Origin of the sequence: Streptomyces longisporus (assembly GCF_039532765.1) — a bacterium.
Taxonomy (GTDB): domain Bacteria; phylum Actinomycetota; class Actinomycetes; order Streptomycetales; family Streptomycetaceae; genus Streptomyces; species Streptomyces longisporus.
In genome coordinates, this window is sequence record NZ_BAAASG010000027.1 from 46,397 (window position 1) to 64,880 (window position 18,484).

Consider the following 18,484-nt stretch of genomic DNA (forward strand, 5'->3'; position numbering starts at 1 on the left):
CTCGTCATGTTAACGCGATCGGTTCGAAGGGCGTCCGGTTGTCCACAGGCTGTGGGTTACGCCACGGCACCGCCGCCCGGCAAGCTCCGGGGAAAACCGTGTGCCCGCCCGTACCCACGCCGGGCATGATCCGGGGTATGAGCGATGCGGCGCAGCAGGTCGAGGGGCACTCCGACCCGACATCGGACGAAGACCAGATATCAGACCAAGAGCGGCGCAAGCGGCGCCGCAAGCGGCGCATCGGCGCGTACCGGAGCGCGGAGCGCGTCCTCGCGCGCCCCGGTTTCCTGGGCACGCTCCGGGAGCGCCTGGCGCTGCTGGACCGCGTGCAGGACGTGTACGACCTGGACGAGCCAGCTGACATCTACGGCAACGGCGTCGTCGAGGCCCTGGAGGAGAAGGTCGCGGGGCTGCTCGGCAAGGAGGCCGCCGCGTTCTTCCCGACGGGCACCATGGCCCAGCAGGTGGCGCTGCGCTGCTGGGCGGGCCGCACCGGCAGCCCCACCGTCGCCCTGCACGCACTGGCCCACCCCGAGGTGCACGAGCGGAACGCGTTCAGCCAGGTCAGCGGGTTGCGCCCGGTGCGGGTGACGAGCGGGCCCCAGCTGCCTACCGCCGACGAGGTACGCGACTTCGAGGAGCCCTTCGGTGCGCTGATGCTCGAACTCCCCCTCAGGGACGCCGGTTTCGTGCTGCCGTCCTGGGAGGACCTCACCGAGGTCGTGGCGGCCGCCCGCGAAAGGGACGCCGTCGTGCACTTCGACGGCGCACGCCTGTGGGAGTCCACCGTCCACTTCGGCCGCCCCCTGGACGAGATAGCGGACCTCGCGGACAGCGTCTATGTGTCCTTCTACAAGTCCCTCGACGGCTTCGGCGGCGCCGCGCTCGCGGGCCCGAAGAGCCTCATCGAGGAGGCGAAGACCTGGCGGCACCGGTACGGCGGCCAGATCTTCCAGCAGTTCCCGACGGTGCTGTCCGCCCTCGCGGGGCTGGAGCGTGAGCTGCCCCGGCTGCCCGAGTACGTCGCTCACGCGCGCGTGGTGGCCGACGCGCTGCGCGAGGGGTTCGCGGCGGCCGGGGTGCCCTGGGTACGCGTCCACCCCGAGGTGCCGCACACCAACGAGTTCCAGGTCTGGCTGCCGTACGACCCCGACGTGCTCGCGGAGGCCGCCGTCCGGCACGGAGAGGAGACGGGCACCCTCCTGTTCGCGGACGCCTGGGACCCGAAGGGACCGGGCCTGGCGTTCACCGAGGTGTCCGTCCGGGCCGCGGGCCTGGAGTGGACGGCCGAGGACGTGAAGTCGGCGGTCGCCGGGTTCGTGTCCCGGCTCGAAGAGGAGGCCGGCAAGGCGGAAGCCGTCGGCGCGGCGGGGGCGGTCAGCAGGTAGAGCGCGACCGCAGGTGCAGCCACCGGCCCAGGGCCTGCCGTATCCGCCCATGGGCCGGACGCCCGGCGAGGACCGCACGGAACCGCCGCTGGTCTCGTACCTCACGTACCACCTGCCGGACTTGGGCCCCGGGCGCCGGCGGGTCCGGTTCGCCGAGCTTCCGGGCCCGGTAGGTGTCGAGGAGGTAGTGCTGGGTGATGCTCATGGCTGTTCGCCTTCTCGGACGTGGACAGGGGGATTCGTGGGCTGCGCGGCTACCCCGGTGCTCCCGGGCTGCGCCGCCGCGGCCGTGAAGTCGCGTCGATTGACGGCCGCCGTCAATCGACGCGGGCCTTGTCAGTGGCGGGGTGCACCATGAGGTCATGAGCGTGCACATCGACATCGCGGGGCTGCGGCCGGAGAGGGTCGCCGTCGTCCCCTCGCCCCTGGCCGAGCTCGGCATGGCGCTGCACGCGCTGTCCGAGCCGGGGCACCATCCCGGTCTGCAGGGCTGGGTGACGGGGGTGACGGCCCGGCTCGACTCCCATCTCGCCGACCGGATGTGCGAGGCGGACTTCCTGTGGCGGACGACGTTCTCCGACCTGTTCCTGCCCTGCGCGGGCATCCCCGGCGGCGCCGCACTCCCCGGGGCCACGCTCGCCGAGGAGCTGGACCTGCTGGACAAGCTGACGGACGAACAGTTCGTGGACGCGGCCCTGGAGTTCGGCTGCGCGATGCCCTACGGCGACGGACCGAGCCCTCTCGTCGACGCCGGGCTGCGGCAGCGCGCCCTTGAGCTGGCCGCCGCGCGGGGCCCGGGGCAGGTGCGGTTCAGCGAGCTGCTGCTGACCGACCCGCCGAGGATCCGGCGCTGGCTGCGGCAGTTCCTCCAGGACTGCGACGAGGCGTTCTTCGCGGAGGTCTGGTCCCGGCTGCGCCACCAACTGACGGCGGACGCCCGCCACAAGACCGACCTCCTGCGCCGCAAGGGCCTCGCGGAGGCGCTGGCCGCCGTGTCCCCGGTGGTCACGCTCGACGAGGCCGCCGAACGGATCACGGTCGACAAGCTGAGCGTGGGCCGTACGGCCACGCTGGACGGCGGCCTCCTCCTCGTCCCGACCAGCCTCGGCTGGCCCCACCTGTCCGTCCTGTACCGGCACGGCTGGCAGCCGGTGCTGCACTATCCGGTCGGCTCCCCCGAACTCGCCGCCCCGCCCTCCGTCGAGCAGCTGGCGCTGCGCATGACGGCCCTGTCCCACCCCGTCCGGATGCGCCTCTGCCGCTATCTGGCCCGCGGCGCCCACACCACGAGCGAGCTGGCGCAGACGCAGGGCATGACGGCCCCGGAGATATCCCGGCACCTCAGCGTCCTGAAGAAGGCGGGCCTGGTCACCACGCGCCGCCGTGGCCGGTACGTACAGCACCAGCTGGACATAGCGGTCCTGGCCCGGCTGGGCAGCGACTTCCTGGAAGGGATACTCCGCTAGAGCCTGTCCGCACAGGGCCCTGTGCGGGCCGTCAGCCGTGCCCGCCCGCGCGCACCAGACCCGTCTCGTACGCCAGGACCACCACCTGCACCCGGTCCCGGAGCCCCAACTTGGTCAGGATGCGGCCCACATGGGTCTTCACGGTCGCCTCGGACAGCACCAGCCGGGCCGCGATCTCTCCGTTGGACAGGCCCTGCGCGACCAGGATCATGACCTCGCGCTCGCGTTCGGTGAGTCGCTCCAGTTCCTTGTGCTGGGGCTCCTGCCCGACGCTCGGCAGCATCGGCGCGAACCGGTCGAGCAGACGTCGCGTGGTCGAGGGGGCCACCACCGCGTCGCCGCTGTGCACGGCGCGGATGGCGGCGAGGAGTTCACCGGGCGGCACGTCCTTGAGCATGAACCCGGAGGCGCCCGCCTTCAGCCCCGAGAAGGCGTACTCGTCGAGGTCGAAGGTGGTCAGGATCAGCACCTTCGGCGGCTCGGGCTCCGAGCAGATGCGCCGGGTGGCCTCCACGCCGTCCAGCTTCGGCATGCGCACGTCCATCAGCACCACGTCGACAGCGGTCGAGCGCAGCACCTGGAGGGCCTCGACACCGTCCCCCGCCTCCGCGACGACCTCCATGTCCGGCTGGGCGGCGAGCACCATCCGGAACCCGGTGCGCAGCAGCACCTGGTCGTCGACGAGCATCACGCGGATCGTCATCGGGACCTCTTCCGTTCTTATCCGTTGGGGCGGTTTCCGTTTGCGGCAGTTGCTGTCCGCGGGGTCGTTACAGGTGTCAACGAGGGACGTACGCAGGCGTCAGTGTGCGGGTTTCAGCGGAAGCAGCGCACTGATCCGGAATCCGCCGCCGGGCCGCGGCCCCGCGTCCAGGGTGCCGCCGACCATACCCACCCGTTCGCGCATGCCGATCAGGCCGTGGCCCTGGCCGTCGGCGCCGCCCTCCTCGTACAGCTCGTGCGGGGCGCCCTTGCCGTCGTCCTCGACGAGCAGGCCGAGGCCGTCGTCGAAGTAGACCAGGCGCACGCTGGCGCCCGCGTTCGGACCGCCGTGCTTGCGCGTGTTGGTCAGCGCCTCCTGCACGATGCGGTACGCGGTGAGCTCGACGCCGCTGGGCAGCGGGCGGGGGGTGCCCTCGACCTTGAAGTCGACGGGCAGACCGGAGGTGCGGCACTGCTCGATGAGCTCGTCGATCTGGTCGACGTCGGGCTGCGGAACGTACTCGCCGACCTCCTTGTGCTCGCCGGTGCGCAGTACGCCGAGCAGGCGGCGCATCTCGGCGAGGGCCTGGCGCCCGGTGGACGAGATGGTCTCCAGGGCCTTCTTGGCCTGGTCGGGGGCGGCGTCCAGGACATAGGCGGCGCCGTCGGCCTGCACCACCATCACCGACACGTTGTGCGCGACGACGTCGTGCAACTCCCGGGCGATCCGGGCGCGTTCGGCCGCGACCGCGACCTTGGCCTGCGCCTCCCGTTCCTTCTCCAGCCGGGCGGCGCGCTCCTCCAGCTGCGCGAAGTAGGCACGGCGGGTGCGGATGGAGTCACCGAGCACCCAGGCGAGCGCGAACGGCACGGTCAGGAAGACCGCCTTCGCGGCATTGCCCAGCGCGTTTCCGTCCAGCGGCCAGCGCATCTGCGCCATCGGCGCCGCGCACAGCCCCATGGCCAGCGCGAGCCGGGAGGCCCATCGGTTGCCCGTCGTGGCCACCGTGTAGACGATCACCAGCATCGCGAAGTCGGCGGCCATCGTCTGGACGTTCAACGCCAGCTGCGCCAGGCCGATGCCGATCGTCAGCAGCAGCATCTTCTCCGGCATGCGCCGGCGCAGCGCGATCACCAGGCACAGCAGAAACGCGATCGGAACGATCAGCGCCGGTGAGTCGGTGCCCCGGACCGCCGAACTGGCGGTTCCGCTCAGCAGCGAGATCCCGAACAGGAAGACGGCCCAGAGGGTGTCGACCCCTGTCGGGTGTCTGCGGAGGAAGTCATAGAGGCGCTGCACGTAACCCAGCGTAAAGAAGTGAGATGCGTGCAGGGGTCAACCGGAGGACCGATCCACACCTGGCGTACATACTCCCCAAGGTGGAGGCCCCCCTCTCCTGCGCGCTTAGCCTGGCCCGGTGACGGAAGAGACATCGAGCCGGTGGCTGGGCTGGCGGGTGGCGGCGGAGGGCGCGCTGTACGGGCCCGGTGGGTTCTATCGCAGGCCGGAGGGGCCGGCCGGGCACTTCCGTACGTCCGTGCATGCGTCCTGGCTGTTCGCCGAGGCGGTGGCCCGGCTGCTGTGCCGCGTCGACGAGGCCCTGGGGCGGCCCGGCGCGCTGGCCTTCGTCGACATGGCCGCGGGCAGGGGTGAGCTGGCCGGCGGTGTGCTGGCCGCGCTGCCCGCCGAGGTGGCGGCACGCACGCGTGCGTACGCCGTCGAGATCGCCGAGCGCCCGGCGGGCCTCGACGACCGCATCGAGTGGCTCGCCGAACCGCCCCAGCAGGTCACCGGGCTGCTGTTCGCCAACGAGTGGCTGGACAACGTGCCGGTGGAGGTCGCCGAGGTGGACGCGGCGGGCGTACCGCGGCGCGTGCTCGTACGGCAGGACGGGGCCGAACGGCTCGGGGCGCCGGTCGGCGGTGCGGAAGCGGAGTGGCTCGCCCGGTGGTGGCCGCTGCCGGCCGAGGAGGGGCTGCGGGCCGAGATCGGGCTTCCCCGGGACGAGGCCTGGGCGGCCGCGGTCTCCTCGCTCGACCGGGGGCTCGCGGTCGCCGTCGACTACGCGCACACCCTGGACGCGCGCCCGCCGTTCGGCACGCTCACCGGCTTCCGCGCCGGGCGCGAGACGGCGCCCGTGCCGGACGGGTCGTGCGACATCACGGCACATGTCGCCCTGGACGCGTGCGCGGCGCACGGGTCGGCGCGGACGCTCTCCGGCGCGCGCCTTCTGCGGCAGCGCGAGGCCTTGCGCGCCCTGGGCATCACCGGCGCACGCCCCCCGCTCGCACTGGCGTCCACCCGGCCCGCCGCATACGTACGAGCCCTCGCGAGCGCCGGGGAAGCAGCCGAACTCACCGCACCGGGCGGCCTCGGCGACTTCGGCTGGCTGCTGCAGCCGGTGGGAATCCCCGACGCACTCCTCGGCTGACCGCGCCCGCCCCGGCTCCTCGCCGCGCTACTTGTCGATGTCCCCGACCACGAAGAACAGCGACCCCAGGATCGCCACCATGTCCGCGACCAGCGTCCCCGGCAGGAGTTCCACGAGCGCCTGGATGTTGTTGTACGAGGCCGAGCGCAGCTTCAGCCGGTACGGCGTCTTCTCGCCCTTGCTGACGAGGTAGTAGCCGTTGATGCCGAGCGGGTTCTCGGTCCACGCGTAGGTGTGCCCCTCGGGCGCCTTCAGGACCTTGGGGAGCCGCTGGTTGATCGGCCCGGGTGGCAGCTCGGCGAGCCGGTCGAGGCAGGCGTCGGCGAGGTCGAGGGCGACGTGGGTCTGCTCCAGGAGCACCTCGAAGCGGGCGAGACAGTCGCCCTCCTGCCGGGTGACGACCTTCAGGGTGTCCTGCAGTTCGCCGTACGCGAGATAGGGCTCGTCGCGGCGCAGATCGAAGTCGACGCCCGAGGCGCGCGCGATCGGCCCGCTCACGCCGTAGGCGTGCACCGTCTCGGGCGCCAGCGCCCCCACGCCCCGTGTGCGCCCCCGGAAGATCTCGTTTCCGAGGACCAGGTCGTCGTAGACGTCCATGCGCGAGCGCACGGCGGCGACGGCGGCACGCGCGCGCGTGGCCCAGCCCGCCGGCAGATCCTCCTTGAGGCCGCCGACGCGGTTGAACATGTAGTGCATACGGCCGCCGGAGACCTCCTCCATGACGTTCTGGAGGACCTCGCGCTCCCGGAAGGCGTAGAAGACCGGGGTGATGCCGCCGAGCTCCAGCGGGTACGAGCCCAGGAACATCAGGTGGTTGAGCACCCGGTTCAGCTCCGCGAGCAACGTGCGCGTCCACACCGCGCGCGTGGGCACCTCCATGCCGAGCATGCGCTCCACCGCGAGGACCACACCGAGCTCGTTCGAGAAGGCCGACAGCCAGTCGTGGCGGTTGGCGAGCATGATGATCTGGCGGTAGTCGCGCGCCTCGAACAGCTTCTCCGCGCCGCGGTGCATGTACCCGATGACCGGCTCCGCGCGCATGATGCGCTCACCGTCCAGCACCAGGCGCAGCCTCAGCACGCCGTGCGTGGACGGGTGCTGCGGCCCGATGTTGAGCACCATGTCGGTGCTCTCCGCGGCGCCGCCGATACCGACCATGGTCTCCGTCGTAGGAGTCATGGACTCAGTCTCTCCTACGTACCCTGGCCGCATGGAGACGGGGAGCCCGCAGAACACGGGGACGACGGGGGACGAATCGGCGGAGCCGGTGTGGATCGGGCTGCCGCCCGGGCTGCTGCGGATGCGCCGGCTGCTGCTGGTGGTGTGGCTGGGACTGCTGGCCCTCGCCCTGGGCCTGCTGCTCGGGCTGCTCGCCGGGCCCGGCTGGGCCGCCTTCGCGCTGCTGCCACTGGCGGTGGCGGCCTGGGGGTGGGTGCTGCTCGGCCGCAACTGGCGCTCCTGGAGGTACGCCGAGCGGGCCGACGACCTGCTGATCAGCCGGGGCGTGCTGTGGCGCGAGGAGACGGTGGTGCCGTACGGGCGGATGCAGCTGGTCGAGGTGACCTCGGGGCCCGTCGAGCGGCACTTCGGGCTGGCCAGCGTGCAGCTGCACACGGCGGCCGCGGCGACCGACGCGACCATCCCGGGCCTTGACCCGGCCGAGGCGGAGCGACTGCGCGACCGGCTCACCGAGCTCGGCGAGGCCCGATCGGCGGGTCTGTGACCGCGCCGGGCGTCGAGGACGCCGTAGCCGCGAAGGAACCCGTGATCGAGCGGCGGCTGCATCCTGTGACGCCGCTGAGGCGGGCGTGGGCGCCGGTGGCCGTGGTCATCGGGTGGGCCCTGCACGATCCCGACCAGGCACAGCAGCAGCTGACCCGGCTGACCACCACGACCCTCCTGATAGCGCTCGCCGTCCTGGTCCCGGCCGCCTCCCTGTACGGCTTTCTGACCTGGTGGTTCACGCACTTCGCAGTGACCGAGACGGAGCTGCGGATACGGACCGGTCTGCTGTTCCGGCGCACCGCGCACATCCGGCTGGAACGCATCCAGGCCGTCGACGTCACCCAGCCGCTCCTCGCGCGCGTGGCGGGCGTCGCCAAGCTCAAACTCGACGTCGTCGGGACCGACAAGAAGGACGAGCTCTCCTTCCTCGGGGAGCGCGAGGCGCGTGCGCTGCGCGCGGAACTGCTCGCGCGCGCCGCGGGTTTCGCGCCCGAGACGGCGCACGAAGTCGGTGAGGCGCCCGCGCGCGAATTGTTGCGCACGCCGCCGCGCGACCTCGCGATCTCCGTCCTGCTGACGGGCGCCACCTGGTGCTCCCTGGCGGCCGCGCTCGTCGTCCCACCGGTGCTCTGGCTGGCCACCCACAGCGTGTGGACGGTCCTCGCGACCGGCCTGCCGCTGCTGGGCGCGGCGGGCGCGAGCAGCGCGGGGCGGTTCGTCGGCGAGTACGACTGGACGGTGGGCGAGTCACCGGACGGGCTGCGCATCGACCACGGACTCCTCGACCGTACGCACGAGACGGTGCCGCCCGGCCGGGTGCAGACCGTGCGGATCGTGGAGCCGCTGCTGTGGCGGCGGCTCGGCTGGGTGCGGGTGGAGCTGGATGTGGCCGGTTCGTCCAACTCCGTGCTGGTACCGGTCGCTCCGCGGGCGGTCGCCGAGACGGTCGTCGCGCGCGTGCTGCCGGGGGTGACGGTGCCGTCGTCCGAGGCGCTGTCACGGCCGCCTCGGCGGGCCGGGTGGTGTCTGCCGGTGTGGTGGCGGGGCCGGGGGATCGCCGTCACCGACACGGTGTTCGCCGCCAGGCACGGCCTGCTGCGCCGGAACCTGGCACTGGTGCCGCACGCGAAGGTGCAGAGCGTGCGACTGGTCCAGGGACCCTGGAAGCGGCTGTGGCGGCTCGCCGACGTCCATGTGGACACGGGAGCCGACAAGACCGTGACGGCCCGGCTGAGGGACGCCCAGGAGGCGGCGGACCTGCTGCAGCAACAGGCCGAACGGTCACGGACCGGGCGGCGCGACGCACTGCCGGACCGGTGGATGGCGTCGTAGGGCGAATGACCCGGCGGCGCCACGAAAGCCGGGGCCTGGAAAAGCAAAGGCCCCGTGAGCCCAGGAGCCGGGGAAGCGAAGAGCCAGGGCAAGCTCGGACCCCGCCCAAGCGAGCCCCCCGGGCAAGCGAAGCCCCGCCCAAGCGAAGACCCCGGGAACCAAAGAGCCGGAGATGCGAAGAGCCTGGAAGCGAAGAGCCCAGGCACGCTCGGATACCACCCAAGCGAGACCCCCCGCCCAAGCGAAGACCCCGGGAACCCAAGAGCCGGGGAAGCGAAGAGCCAGGGAAGCGACGGCCCCGCTCAAACGAACCCCCCGCCCAAGCCGAGAGCCCCGCGCAAGCGAACCCCGCCCAAGCCGAGAGCCCCGCGCCAGCGAACCCCCGCCCAAGCCGAGAGCCCCGCGCAAGCGAAAGCCCCGGGCCGTCAAAAACCGCCCGGGGCCGTCAGGGGACCGAAGGTTTCAGGAAACCGCGCTCCGCAGTCCCTGCACGTCGATCTGCTCGGTCTCGTCGTGGGCCGTCAGGTCGATGACCTGGCCGACGGCGGGGGCCTCCTTGTCGGCCGGCTTGAACTCCGCCTCGGCCTCGGCCTTGTGGACGGCGAGCGCCTCCTGGCCGACGACATCGGCGAGGTCCTCGTTCTGCACGGCCTCCAGGGCGTCCTGCGCCCCCTCGCTCTTCGTACCGAAGAAGTCGAATCCGCCCTCGACCGCCGGACGCCGCACGGGGGCGGCCGGTACGACGGCCACCGCGGTCGGCGCGACGAAGTGACCGGCGGGCTGCTGCACGGGCTGAGCGGCCGGGATGTGCCTGGCCGGAGTGGTGGCGGCCGCGCGCTCGTGCTCGTCGACCGCCTGGGACTGCCCCTGCGACTCATCCTCCTGCGCCGCGGCCTCGGCCTCACCGGTGGCGGCGGGCTCGGCGGCGACGGCCTCGGTCGCGGCCGTCTGAGCCGCCGCGGAGTCCGAACCGGCCTTCACCGTCACCGGCTCGCCCTTCAGGGAGACGTCCTTCGAAGGCTCGTCACCCTTGGGGAAGCCGCCGCCCTTCGGGGAATCGTCGTCCTCGGGGTCGGTGCCGTCCTCGGTCTCGGCGCTCGCGGCCTCCTGCGCGTCCGCCGCACCGTCCGCGCCGCCGTCGTCCTTCGGAGAACCGTCACCGTCCTCGTCGAACTTCTTCAGTGCCGCCTTCGCCCGCAAGAACAGCTTGGAACCCTCCGGCGAGAAGATCGCCGGCGCCGCCGGTTCGCCGGCAGCGCCCTCGGAGGCGTCCGCCGAGGCAGCCACAGCCTCGGTTTCCTCCGCCACGGGCGCCGTCTTCGCAGGCTCCGTGCCGGCCGCCGGCACGGGCGGCAGCGCGCGGGCCGGGGCCCCCGTCTCTATCTCGAGCAGGCGGCGGCCCTCCAGAGCGCTCGCACGCTCGGTCTCGGCGGTGGCGTACCGCCGCAGCAGCGCCGCGTGTTCGTTGCGCAGTCCCGCCAGTTCGGCGCGCTTGGCCCGCAGCCGCTGCTCCAGCTTGGCGCGCAGCTCACGCGACTCCTCGAGGTCGGTCTCCAGCTCGGCGACCCGCTCCTCGTGCCGCCACTCGTCGCTCGCACGCGCGCGCGTGAGGTCCGCGACCTGCTTGCCGGCCTGGGTGTCCCAACGGCGCATGACGGCCGCACCGACGACCGCCGTCGCCGCGGCGCCCGCGGCTATGACACGGAGCACGGCCTGTTGTGAGAACACCCACGGCCCGAAGGCGCAGACGAGAGAGACGCCTGCGATCGCCGACGGTGGCAGCAGTCTGTGCAAGGGCGGGGAATGGCGGTGACGTCCACGTGGCATGGCCAGAAACTTACCGCGCGTAGGGGAGTGTTGGTGCCCCGCCCCGCAAAAACACAGCCATACCGAAACGTTCACAGGGCATCAGGAATAGGCCTTTGCCGAATTCAGCAAGATCATCACCTGTGGGAACCCTGGTCACCCCTCGCTCAGCCGTCCGCTGATCCACTGCAGAGTCGCGGGAATCTCCCGCCGCCAGGTGTTGAAGTTGTGGCCACCGCTGTCAAGGATGATCGACGAGATCCGCGTCCGGTTCGTGGCCTGCACAGCCGCTATGAACTTCTGCGTCGACTTGTAGTTGGATTCCCCGATCTTGCTGCTGGTGACGAGCAGTGAAGTGTCCGGACCGGGCAGGTGCTTGAGGCACCACCACAGGCTGGACCGATTGCGCAGCGCCTTGTCGCCGTGGAAGAGATCGCCCGTGGTGGGGTCGGTCGGCGCCTTGTAGTACGGCGACAGGCCCGCCGCCGCGGCATACACCCCGGGGTGGTGGATGGCGAGCTTCAGCGCACAGTAGCCACCCGTGGAATCGCCGATGATGCCCCAGCTGCCCGGCTTTTTACCCACCCTGTAGTGCGCGAGTACGGCATCGGGCAGGTCCTTGGCGAAGAACGTCTCCGTCTGCGGGCCGCCCGGGATGTCCACGCATTCCGTGTCCCTCGGCGGCGCCACCGTCGGCCGCAGCATCACCAGGATCATCGGCTGCATACGGCCGTTCTTCGCGAGGCCCTGTGCCGTACTCGGATAGTGCAGCTTGTCCACGAGCGCCTGGGCGGTGCCCGGATATCCGGTGAGGACGACCGCAGCGGGGAAGGTACGCGTGCGGTACTGCGGCTGGAAGTACTCCGGCGGCAGATACACATACGCGGGTGTGTCGATGTTCGTCGTACGGCCGACGATGTCGACCTTCTGGATCTGGCCGCCCTTCTGTGGCTCGGGACCGCCGACTCCATGCACGTGTGCCGTGTCGATCACCTGCAGCGGGCCGCCGGCGGCGCCGGACGCCGAGTGGTTCACGACCACCCCCTGGGCCTTCTCCTGGCCGAAGAGGTCCGCCCAGCTGGCGTAGAACCCGAAGGCCTGGTTCGCGGCGAGGCCCACCGACAGGAAGAGGGCGAGCTGGGTGCCGAACAGCAGCCCGACGCGTCCGCTCACGGCGCGCCAGTTGCGCCGTGCCAGTCGCGGCCACACCCACACCGTGCCCACGAACAGCAGTACGGCGAACATCACTGCCAGCAGCAGCACTTTGTTGCTCGTAAGACCCATGACCTGCTTCCTGCCTGCGGTTTCCACCCGGATCCCGCGCACCTTCGCGAGAGCTTGTCCGGAACTTTCCTCGGCCTTTGGACCGGCTTTGAGGAGAGATTGGAACCTCGCTCCCCGAGACACCGTCCTAGAGGGCGCAATGTCGCCGGATGCCCGAATCGGGCCCGGATCCAAGGTCTCTCGCAGAACTACGGGATGCGATGTCTGTCAGGACAGATGAGGAAATGTCGGGTGGGGTTCCCACCCCAGCACGCAGCGCGCGGCGCGTATTCCGTGGTCCGCGCCCCGAGGCGGTCCCCGTCCTCGTCGCCAGAGCATGCACCCTCGTGGGCGTTCTGGACATCGCCGCGGGCGTCTTCCCGCGCTTCAGGCACAGCCGTATGCACTCGATCGCCGAGGTGCTGCCCGGGTCGTTCGGCCCGTTCGCGGCCGCGCTCTCACTCAGCGCCGGCATTCTGCTGCTGCTGCTCGCACACGGTCTGAGGCGCGGCAAACGCCGGGCGTGGCGCGCCGCGGTGGCGCTGCTGCCGGCAGGCGCTGTGGCACAGTTCACATACCGCCACTCCCTCCTCGGCGTGATCATCTCGCTGGCGCTGCTCGCACCGCTGCTGCGCCACCGCGACCAGTTCGCGGCGCTGCCCGACCCGCGCAGCAGGTGGCGGGCCCTCGCCAACTTCGTCCTCATGGGCGCAGGATCCCTCGCCCTCGGACTGGTCATCGTCAGCGTCCACACGAACCGGATGATCGGCGACCCGAGCCTGGCCGACCGCATCACGCACGTCCTGTACGGCCTGTTCGGCTTCGAGGGCCCGGTCGACTACCAGGGCGACACCTCCTGGACCGTCGGCTTCTCACTGGGCGCCCTCGGCCTGCTGACGGCGGTCACGACGATCTACCTGGCCTTCCGGCCCGAGCACCCGGCCGCCCGCCTCACGGAGGAGGACGAGGCCCGTCTGCGCGTCCTGCTGGAGAAGCACGGCCGCCGCGACTCCCTCGGCCACTTCGCGCTGCGCCGCGACAAGGCGGTCGTCTTCTCGCCCAGCGGGAAGGCGGCGGTCACGTACCGGGTCGTGTCCGGCGTGATGCTCGCCAGTGGTGACCCCATCGGCGACGTCGAGGCCTGGCCGGGCGCCATCGAGCGGTTCATGGACGAGGCCAGGGCCCACTCCTGGACGCCTGCCGTCATGGGCTGCTCGGAGACGGGCGGTGAGGTGTGGACCCGCGAGACCGGACTCGACGCCCTGGAACTGGGCGACGAGGCGGTGGTGGACGTAGCGGATTTCTCCCTCGCCGGCCGAGCGATGCGCAACGTGCGTCAGATGGTCAAGCGCATCGAGCGCGCCGGTTACGAAACCCGGGTACGACGTGTACGTGACCTCGGCGAGGCCGAGCTGGAGCGGATCCGCAACGCCGCCGAGGACTGGCGCGGCACCGACACCGAGCGCGGGTTCTCCATGGCGCTGGGCCGCGTCGGCGACGCCGCCGACGGCGACTGCCTGATCGCCACCGCGCACAAGGCGGACGACCAGCCCGGTGAGTACGGCGACCTGAAGGCGATCCTGCACTTCGTCCCGTGGGGCCCCGACGGCGCCTCCCTGGACCTGATGCGCCGCGACCGTTCGGCCGACCCCGGCATGAACGAACTCCTCATCGTCGCGGCCCTCCAGGCGGCACCGAAATTCGGCATCACGCGCATGTCGCTCAACTTCGCGATGTTCCGCTCGGCACTCGCGCGTGGCGAGAAGATCGGCGCGGGCCCGGTGCTGCGCGCCTGGCGCGGCCTGCTGGTCTTCCTCTCCCGCTGGTTCCAGATCGAGTCCCTGTACAAGTTCAACGCGAAGTTCCAGCCGCGCTGGGAGCCCCGCTTCGTCGTCTACCGCGCATCGGCCGACCTGCCGCGCATCGGCTTCGCCGCCATGCAGGCGGAGGGCTTCGTCAACTTCGCCCTGCCGCTGCCGCGCTTCCTGCGCCGCCGCAGGACCGCCCCGCGCGTGTGCACGCACGCCGTCGCGGAGCGCGACGTACGCGCGGCATGACCGCCTGACCGACACACCGGACGCCGGACACTGTGCAGAACGGGCCCGGACGGAAACCCCCCTCCAACCGGAGGGCTTCCGTCCGGGCCGTGGCGTCTTGCGGCCGCGGCCGGGGCCTACGCTGAACGTATGAGCAAGCAGAGCGGACGCGGGCGCGTCGCGGGCCTTCCGGAGTGGGACCGCTGCGCGGTCATGGGAGTGGTGAACGTCACGCCCGATTCCTTCTCCGACGGCGGCCGCTTCTTCGACACGACGAACGCCGTCAAACACGGCCTGGACCTGGTCGCCGAGGGCGCGGACCTCGTCGACGTCGGCGGCGAGTCCACCCGGCCGGGCGCCACCCGCGTCGACGAGGCCGAGGAGCTCAAGCGGGTCATCCCCGTCGTCCGCGGCCTCGCCTCGGAGGGCGTCAGCGTCTCCGTCGACACCATGCGCGCCTCCGTCGCCGAACGGGCCCTCGCCGCCGGCGCCGCGCTCGTCAACGACGTCAGCGGCGGCCTCGCCGACCCCGCGATGATCCCGGTGGTGGCGGCGGCCGGCGCCCCCTTCGTCGTCATGCACTGGCGCGGCTTCCTGGAGGGCGACAACGTCAAGGGCGTGTACGGCGACGTCGTCACCGAAGTCGCCGGCGAACTGCACGCACGCGTGGAGGCCGTTCTGGCCGGCGGCATCGCCCCCGACCGCATCGTCGTCGACCCCGGTCTCGGCTTCTCCAAGGACGCCGAGCACGACCTGGTCCTGCTCGCCCACCTGGACCGGCTGCTCGGGCTCGGCCATCCCCTGCTCGTCGCCGCCTCCCGCAAGCGGTTCCTCGGCCGGGTCCTGGCCGGACCGGAGGGCGCACCCCCGCCCGCGCGCGAGCGTGACGCCGCCACGGCCGCCGTCTCCGCACTCGCGGCGCACGCCGGCGCATGGGCGGTGCGCGTGCACGAGGTGCGCGCGACGGCGGACGCCGTACGGGTCGCGCGCGCCGTGGAGGGCGCGCGCGCTGCCGAAGGAGCCCGGTGAGCGCCCCCCACACCGATGTCGAGCAGGTGGAAGCCGCCAACACCGCCTTCTACGAGGCCATGGAGCGCGGCGACTTCGAGGACCTGTCCGCGCTCTGGCTCGCGCCGTCCGACCTGGGGGTCGACGAGGAGTACCACGACCCGGCCGACACCGGTGTGATCTCGTGCGTGCACCCCGGCTGGCCCGCACTCACCGGCCGTGGCGAGGTCCTCAGGTCGTATGCGCTGATCATGGCGAACACCGACTACATCCAGTTCTTCCTCACCGATGTGCATGTCTCCGTGACCGGTGACACCGCCCTGGTGACCTGCACCGAGAACATCCTCAGCGGCGGCCCCGCCCCCAAGGGCAGCGAGGAACTCGGCCCGCTCGTCGGGCAGCTGGTGGTGGCCACGAACGTGTTCCGCCGCACCCCGGCAGGCTGGAAACTCTGGTCCCACCACGCCTCCCCGGTGATGACCGAAACCGACGAGGACGAGGACGAGGGCACACCCTCCTGAGTGGGTAGGCGCCCCCTTGAGGACCAAGAAGTGGTTGGAATCACGGACCTCTGGGTAGGGGCGGCTACCAGCCCATGAGCCGCCGGGTTCCCCAGGGGAAACACGCGATGAACCCTCCTGGTCCCGGCACGGGCCACGCCCCAGTGGCCCGGCCCTGTCAGTGCCCGCAGGTAGATTCGTTCGAGGCCGGTGTGCCGCCCGCACACGGCATCGACCGGCCGTCACCGACGATTGCAGGAGTGATTCGCGTGGATCGTGTCGCGCTGCGCGGCCTCAAGGCCCGCGGGCACCACGGGGTGTTCCCCAAGGAGCGCGAGGAGGGCCAGACCTTCATCGTGGACCTCGTCCTCGGTCTGGACACCCGTCCGGCCGCCGCCGACGACGACCTGGCGAAGACGGTGCACTACGGCATCGTGGCGGAGGAGGTCGTGGCCGTCGTCGAGGGCGAGCCGGTCGACCTCATCGAGACGCTCGCCGAGCGCATCGCCCAGGCCTGTCTGAAGCACGACGGGGTCCAGGAGGTCGAGGTCTGCGTCCACAAACCGGACGCCCCGATCACGGTCCCCTTCGACGACGTGACCGTCACCATCACCCGGAGCCGAGTATGACCGCGTCCTTCGCCACGGGTTCCAGCGACCCGACCGTACAGCCGGTACCCGCCTCCGTCGTGGCGCAGGTGGACGCCGCCGACACGACGCTCCACAACCCGAAACGGGCGGTGATCTCCCTCGGCGCGAACCTGGGCAACCGCCTGGAGACCCTCCAGGGCGCCATCGACGCCCTGGAGGACACCCCGGGCGTCCGCATCAAGGCCGTCTCCCCGGTGTACGAGACGGAGCCGTGGGGCGTCGAGCCCGGCAGCCAGCCCTCCTACTTCAACGCGGTCGTCGTCCTGAAGACCACCCTGCCGCCGTCCTCGCTGCTCGAGCGGGCGCACGCGGTCGAGGAGGCCTTCCACCGGGTACGGGACGAGCGCTGGGGCGCGCGCACCCTCGACGTCGACATCGTCGCGTACGCCGACGTCATCGACGACGACCCGCACCTCACGCTCCCCCACCCGCGCGCCCACGAGCGTGCCTTCGTCCTCGCCCCCTGGCACGACATGGAGCCGGAGGCACAGCTGCCCGGCCACGGCGCGGTCGCCGCTCTCCTCGACGCCGTCACCCGCGAGGGCGTCACCGCGCGCAAGGACCTGGAACTCCACCTGCCCGAGTAGTCGTTAAGGTCAGGACGACCACTGTCCGCGGGACGGTCCGCAGACCCGGGGGAGCTGAAGGGACACAGTGAGAGAGCTGCGCATCAGGGTGCTGGCCGGAGTTTTCGTCGTGGCCGGAATCCTGTCCTGGGCGGGCGCCCGCCTCTGGAACTCGATCGGGACCCTGCCCAGCGTCCCCCTCGCCGCCCCCGTCGTCCTCGCCCTGATCGCGGTGGTCCTGACGGCCACGGCGCTCTCCCTGCGCGGCCGTTTCAAGGCCCAGCGCGAGCGCCGCCCCGAGGCCAAGGGCGTCGACCCGCTGATGGCGGCGCGCGCGGTCGTCTTCGGTCAGGCCAGCGCCCTGGTCGCCGCCCTGGTCGCCGGCATGTACGGCGGCACGGGCGTCTTCCTCCTGGAGCTCCTCGACATCCCGGCCCGCCGCGACCAGGCCATCTACGCCGGCTTCTCGGTCGTGGCGGGTATCGCGGTGATAGTGGCGGCCATCTTCCTGGAGCGCGTGTGCAGACTCCCGGACGACGACGAGCACGACAACGGGGCGGCGTCGGCGGCCTGACCGTGCCTGGACGCCGTTACCAGGGCTGACGGGTGAGATGTCCGTTAACCAGGAAGCCGGGATAGGGGTCAAGGCAGTAGCTGTAGAGGGTGAAGGGCTTGTCCCTAGCGGTACGCTGCCGTACCTCGTGGACCTGGGCCCAGGTGGACTCCCTGAGCTGCAGCGGGTGTTCCTCTGGCTGGAAAGTGGCTCGCGAAGGCCAGCTGTCAGCTACGACCAGGCGCGAGGCCAGTCCACTGGTACGCGGTGTATCTCGCGCCGACCACCTGCGCCAGTTCTGAAAGAAACGGCACATTGGAGCTGACCAACAAGCGCGCAGGCCACGTCTTGGGGCGAAATCCGTCCCCGTCCATGTAGCCGTCCAGAAAGCCTTCGAACGTCTCCCTGTCATGCAGAACAACGCGAGGAAAACGCTGCCGCATGTGGTGGGCGTCCCCGCCCACGTGCTGCCTCAGCAGTCGGCCAGGTCCGACGAGACCACACGTACTCGGAAGCCAGGCGCCTCCCGCTGCAGGTAACCGGACGGCCGTGTCACTGCTTCCGGGCGAGCGGGCAATCCGGTTGCTGCTGTTAGACATGCCGCATAACGCGAGGCGAATCCCTCGTCGTTGACCACCAGCGACACGTAGTTTCTGCCGACCGTTCCGTCTGCGCAGTTGGCCCCAATCATGTAACCGAACTCATAGCCCGGCTTGATGGTCAACCGTCACGGCACAGCTTCCGCGCGGGTGTCCAAGCAAGAACGGTCCCCTCGGCATCCCTCGCATGAACCCATCCATCGGGCGTGCCCAGCATCTGATCCGGAGCCACGGTGAACGTCACGTGATCGGTCACGATGTCCACGACCTCTCCAACTTTGACGGTCACCACTTCCACGACCGTGGTCTGAACGCCGCTCTCCCCTTCCAACGTCCACAGGCGGCATCCGACCTGCACATCCCGCGCTTGCAAGCGCCCACCGACCACGTTTACCGTCTGCTTGCTGGGCAGCCCATACCCCATCGCGATCCCCCCTTGATCAACGATCAACTCCACT

General features: G+C 71.1%; 18 protein-coding genes. 11 read left to right on the forward strand and 7 right to left on the reverse strand.

The window, feature by feature from the left end; all coding sequences use genetic code 11:
- Positions 1 to 125 precede the first annotated feature (125 nt).
- Positions 126 to 1,388 (forward strand): threonine aldolase family protein, encoded by a 1,263-nt coding sequence (locus ABD355_RS40635; RefSeq protein WP_425585847.1) that lies wholly within the window; start codon positions 126 to 128, stop codon positions 1,386 to 1,388.
- On the opposite strand, the gene ABD355_RS40640 is transcribed toward ABD355_RS40635, so the two are convergent.
- Complete coding sequence (locus ABD355_RS40640; protein WP_344406233.1) at positions 1,378 to 1,593, reverse strand: hypothetical protein; 216 nt, start codon at positions 1,591 to 1,593, stop codon at positions 1,378 to 1,380. The genes ABD355_RS40635 and ABD355_RS40640 overlap by 11 nt on opposite strands.
- A gap of 157 nt (positions 1,594 to 1,750) precedes the next feature.
- Here ABD355_RS40640 and ABD355_RS40645 point away from each other — a divergent pair, with 157 nt between their 5' ends.
- The gene (locus ABD355_RS40645) at positions 1,751 to 2,854 is read left to right on the forward strand and encodes a DUF5937 family protein (protein ID WP_344406234.1); all 1,104 of its coding nucleotides are present in this window, start codon (positions 1,751 to 1,753) and stop codon (positions 2,852 to 2,854) included.
- 31 nt (positions 2,855 to 2,885) lie between these two features.
- Here the strand turns inward: ABD355_RS40645 and ABD355_RS40650 are convergent, their stop codons facing one another.
- Positions 2,886 to 3,557: a response regulator transcription factor gene (locus ABD355_RS40650; RefSeq protein WP_344406235.1), complete on the reverse strand. Its 672-nt coding sequence runs from the start codon at positions 3,555 to 3,557 to the stop codon at positions 2,886 to 2,888.
- Positions 3,558 to 3,656: 99 nt separating this feature from the next.
- Positions 3,657 to 4,856, reverse strand: coding sequence for a sensor histidine kinase (locus ABD355_RS40655; protein WP_344406236.1), 1,200 nt, complete (start codon positions 4,854 to 4,856; stop codon positions 3,657 to 3,659).
- Between the two features lie 118 nt (positions 4,857 to 4,974).
- On the opposite strand from ABD355_RS40655, the gene ABD355_RS40660 reads away from it, so the two are divergent.
- On the forward strand, positions 4,975 to 5,988 hold the full coding sequence (locus ABD355_RS40660; protein WP_344406237.1) for an SAM-dependent methyltransferase: 1,014 nt from the start codon (positions 4,975 to 4,977) through the stop codon (positions 5,986 to 5,988).
- 27 nt (positions 5,989 to 6,015) lie between these two features.
- Here ABD355_RS40660 and ABD355_RS40665 read toward each other — a convergent pair whose 3' ends face one another.
- Positions 6,016 to 7,167: an NADH-quinone oxidoreductase subunit D gene (locus tag ABD355_RS40665; protein ID WP_344406238.1), complete on the reverse strand. Its 1,152-nt coding sequence runs from the start codon at positions 7,165 to 7,167 to the stop codon at positions 6,016 to 6,018.
- Positions 7,168 to 7,198: 31 nt separating this feature from the next.
- On the opposite strand from ABD355_RS40665, the gene ABD355_RS40670 reads away from it, so the two are divergent.
- The gene (locus ABD355_RS40670; protein WP_344406240.1) at positions 7,199 to 7,711 is read left to right on the forward strand and encodes a PH domain-containing protein; all 513 of its coding nucleotides are present in this window, start codon (positions 7,199 to 7,201) and stop codon (positions 7,709 to 7,711) included.
- Positions 7,708 to 9,045 (forward strand): PH domain-containing protein, encoded by a 1,338-nt coding sequence (locus ABD355_RS40675; RefSeq protein WP_344406241.1) that lies wholly within the window; start codon positions 7,708 to 7,710, stop codon positions 9,043 to 9,045. Before ABD355_RS40670 ends, ABD355_RS40675 begins: the two co-directional genes overlap by 4 nt.
- Before the next feature lie 462 nt (positions 9,046 to 9,507).
- Here the strand turns inward: ABD355_RS40675 and ABD355_RS40680 are convergent, their stop codons facing one another.
- The gene (locus tag ABD355_RS40680) at positions 9,508 to 10,872 is read right to left on the reverse strand and encodes a hypothetical protein (protein WP_344406242.1); all 1,365 of its coding nucleotides are present in this window, start codon (positions 10,870 to 10,872) and stop codon (positions 9,508 to 9,510) included.
- A gap of 135 nt (positions 10,873 to 11,007) precedes the next feature.
- Positions 11,008 to 12,135: an alpha/beta hydrolase gene (locus ABD355_RS40685; protein WP_344406244.1), complete on the reverse strand. Its 1,128-nt coding sequence runs from the start codon at positions 12,133 to 12,135 to the stop codon at positions 11,008 to 11,010.
- 224 nt (positions 12,136 to 12,359) lie between these two features.
- On the opposite strand from ABD355_RS40685, the gene ABD355_RS40690 reads away from it, so the two are divergent.
- The 6 genes from ABD355_RS40690 (at position 12,360) to ABD355_RS40715 (ending at position 17,448) form a co-directional block, all read left to right on the forward strand.
- Positions 12,360 to 14,171 (forward strand): phosphatidylglycerol lysyltransferase domain-containing protein, encoded by a 1,812-nt coding sequence (locus ABD355_RS40690; protein ID WP_344406245.1) that lies wholly within the window; start codon positions 12,360 to 12,362, stop codon positions 14,169 to 14,171.
- Between the two features lie 129 nt (positions 14,172 to 14,300).
- Entirely contained in the window at positions 14,301 to 15,179 is an 879-nt protein-coding gene (gene folP, locus ABD355_RS40695) for a dihydropteroate synthase (protein WP_344406246.1), read from the forward strand.
- Positions 15,176 to 15,679 carry a nuclear transport factor 2 family protein gene (locus tag ABD355_RS40700; protein ID WP_344406247.1) on the forward strand — a complete coding sequence of 168 codons (504 nt, stop codon included), beginning with the start codon at positions 15,176 to 15,178 and terminating at the stop codon, positions 15,677 to 15,679. Before folP ends, ABD355_RS40700 begins: the two co-directional genes overlap by 4 nt.
- Positions 15,680 to 15,927: 248 nt before the next feature.
- A complete protein-coding gene (gene folB, locus ABD355_RS40705; RefSeq protein ID WP_030942601.1) occupies positions 15,928 to 16,287 on the forward strand; it encodes a dihydroneopterin aldolase in 360 nt (119 codons plus the stop codon).
- A complete protein-coding gene (gene folK, locus ABD355_RS40710) occupies positions 16,284 to 16,895 on the forward strand; it encodes a 2-amino-4-hydroxy-6-hydroxymethyldihydropteridine diphosphokinase (protein ID WP_344406248.1) in 612 nt (203 codons plus the stop codon). Before folB ends, folK begins: the two co-directional genes overlap by 4 nt.
- Positions 16,896 to 16,962: 67 nt before the next feature.
- Positions 16,963 to 17,448, forward strand: coding sequence for a DUF3180 domain-containing protein (locus tag ABD355_RS40715; RefSeq protein ID WP_344406249.1), 486 nt, complete (start codon positions 16,963 to 16,965; stop codon positions 17,446 to 17,448).
- 699 nt (positions 17,449 to 18,147) lie between these two features.
- On the opposite strand, the gene ABD355_RS40720 is transcribed toward ABD355_RS40715, so the two are convergent.
- Positions 18,148 to 18,483, reverse strand: a complete 336-nt coding sequence (locus tag ABD355_RS40720; protein ID WP_344406251.1) for a hypothetical protein — start codon at positions 18,481 to 18,483, stop codon at positions 18,148 to 18,150.
- Between the last annotated feature and the right edge of the window lies 1 nt (position 18,484).

Excerpts from the sequence above, each read along its gene's own strand:
- ABD355_RS40680 (WP_344406242.1), bottom strand. The coding sequence starts at position 10,872 with ATGCCACGTGGACGTCACCGCCATTCCCCGCCCTTGCACAGACTGCTG.
- ABD355_RS40670 (WP_344406240.1), top strand. The coding sequence starts at position 7,199 with ATGGAGACGGGGAGCCCGCAGAACACGGGGACGACGGGGGACGAATCG.
- ABD355_RS40685 (WP_344406244.1), bottom strand. The coding sequence starts at position 12,135 with ATGGGTCTTACGAGCAACAAAGTGCTGCTGCTGGCAGTGATGTTCGCC.
- folK (WP_344406248.1), top strand. The coding sequence starts at position 16,284 with ATGACCGCGTCCTTCGCCACGGGTTCCAGCGACCCGACCGTACAGCCG.
- ABD355_RS40635 (WP_425585847.1), top strand. The coding sequence starts at position 126 with ATGATCCGGGGTATGAGCGATGCGGCGCAGCAGGTCGAGGGGCACTCC.
- ABD355_RS40690 (WP_344406245.1), top strand. The coding sequence starts at position 12,360 with ATGTCGGGTGGGGTTCCCACCCCAGCACGCAGCGCGCGGCGCGTATTC.
- ABD355_RS40645 (WP_344406234.1), top strand. The coding sequence starts at position 1,751 with ATGAGCGTGCACATCGACATCGCGGGGCTGCGGCCGGAGAGGGTCGCC.
- ABD355_RS40650 (WP_344406235.1), bottom strand. The coding sequence starts at position 3,557 with ATGACGATCCGCGTGATGCTCGTCGACGACCAGGTGCTGCTGCGCACC.
- folP (WP_344406246.1), top strand. The coding sequence starts at position 14,301 with ATGAGCAAGCAGAGCGGACGCGGGCGCGTCGCGGGCCTTCCGGAGTGG.
- ABD355_RS40665 (WP_344406238.1), bottom strand. The coding sequence starts at position 7,167 with ATGACTCCTACGACGGAGACCATGGTCGGTATCGGCGGCGCCGCGGAG.
- ABD355_RS40640 (WP_344406233.1), bottom strand. The coding sequence starts at position 1,593 with ATGAGCATCACCCAGCACTACCTCCTCGACACCTACCGGGCCCGGAAG.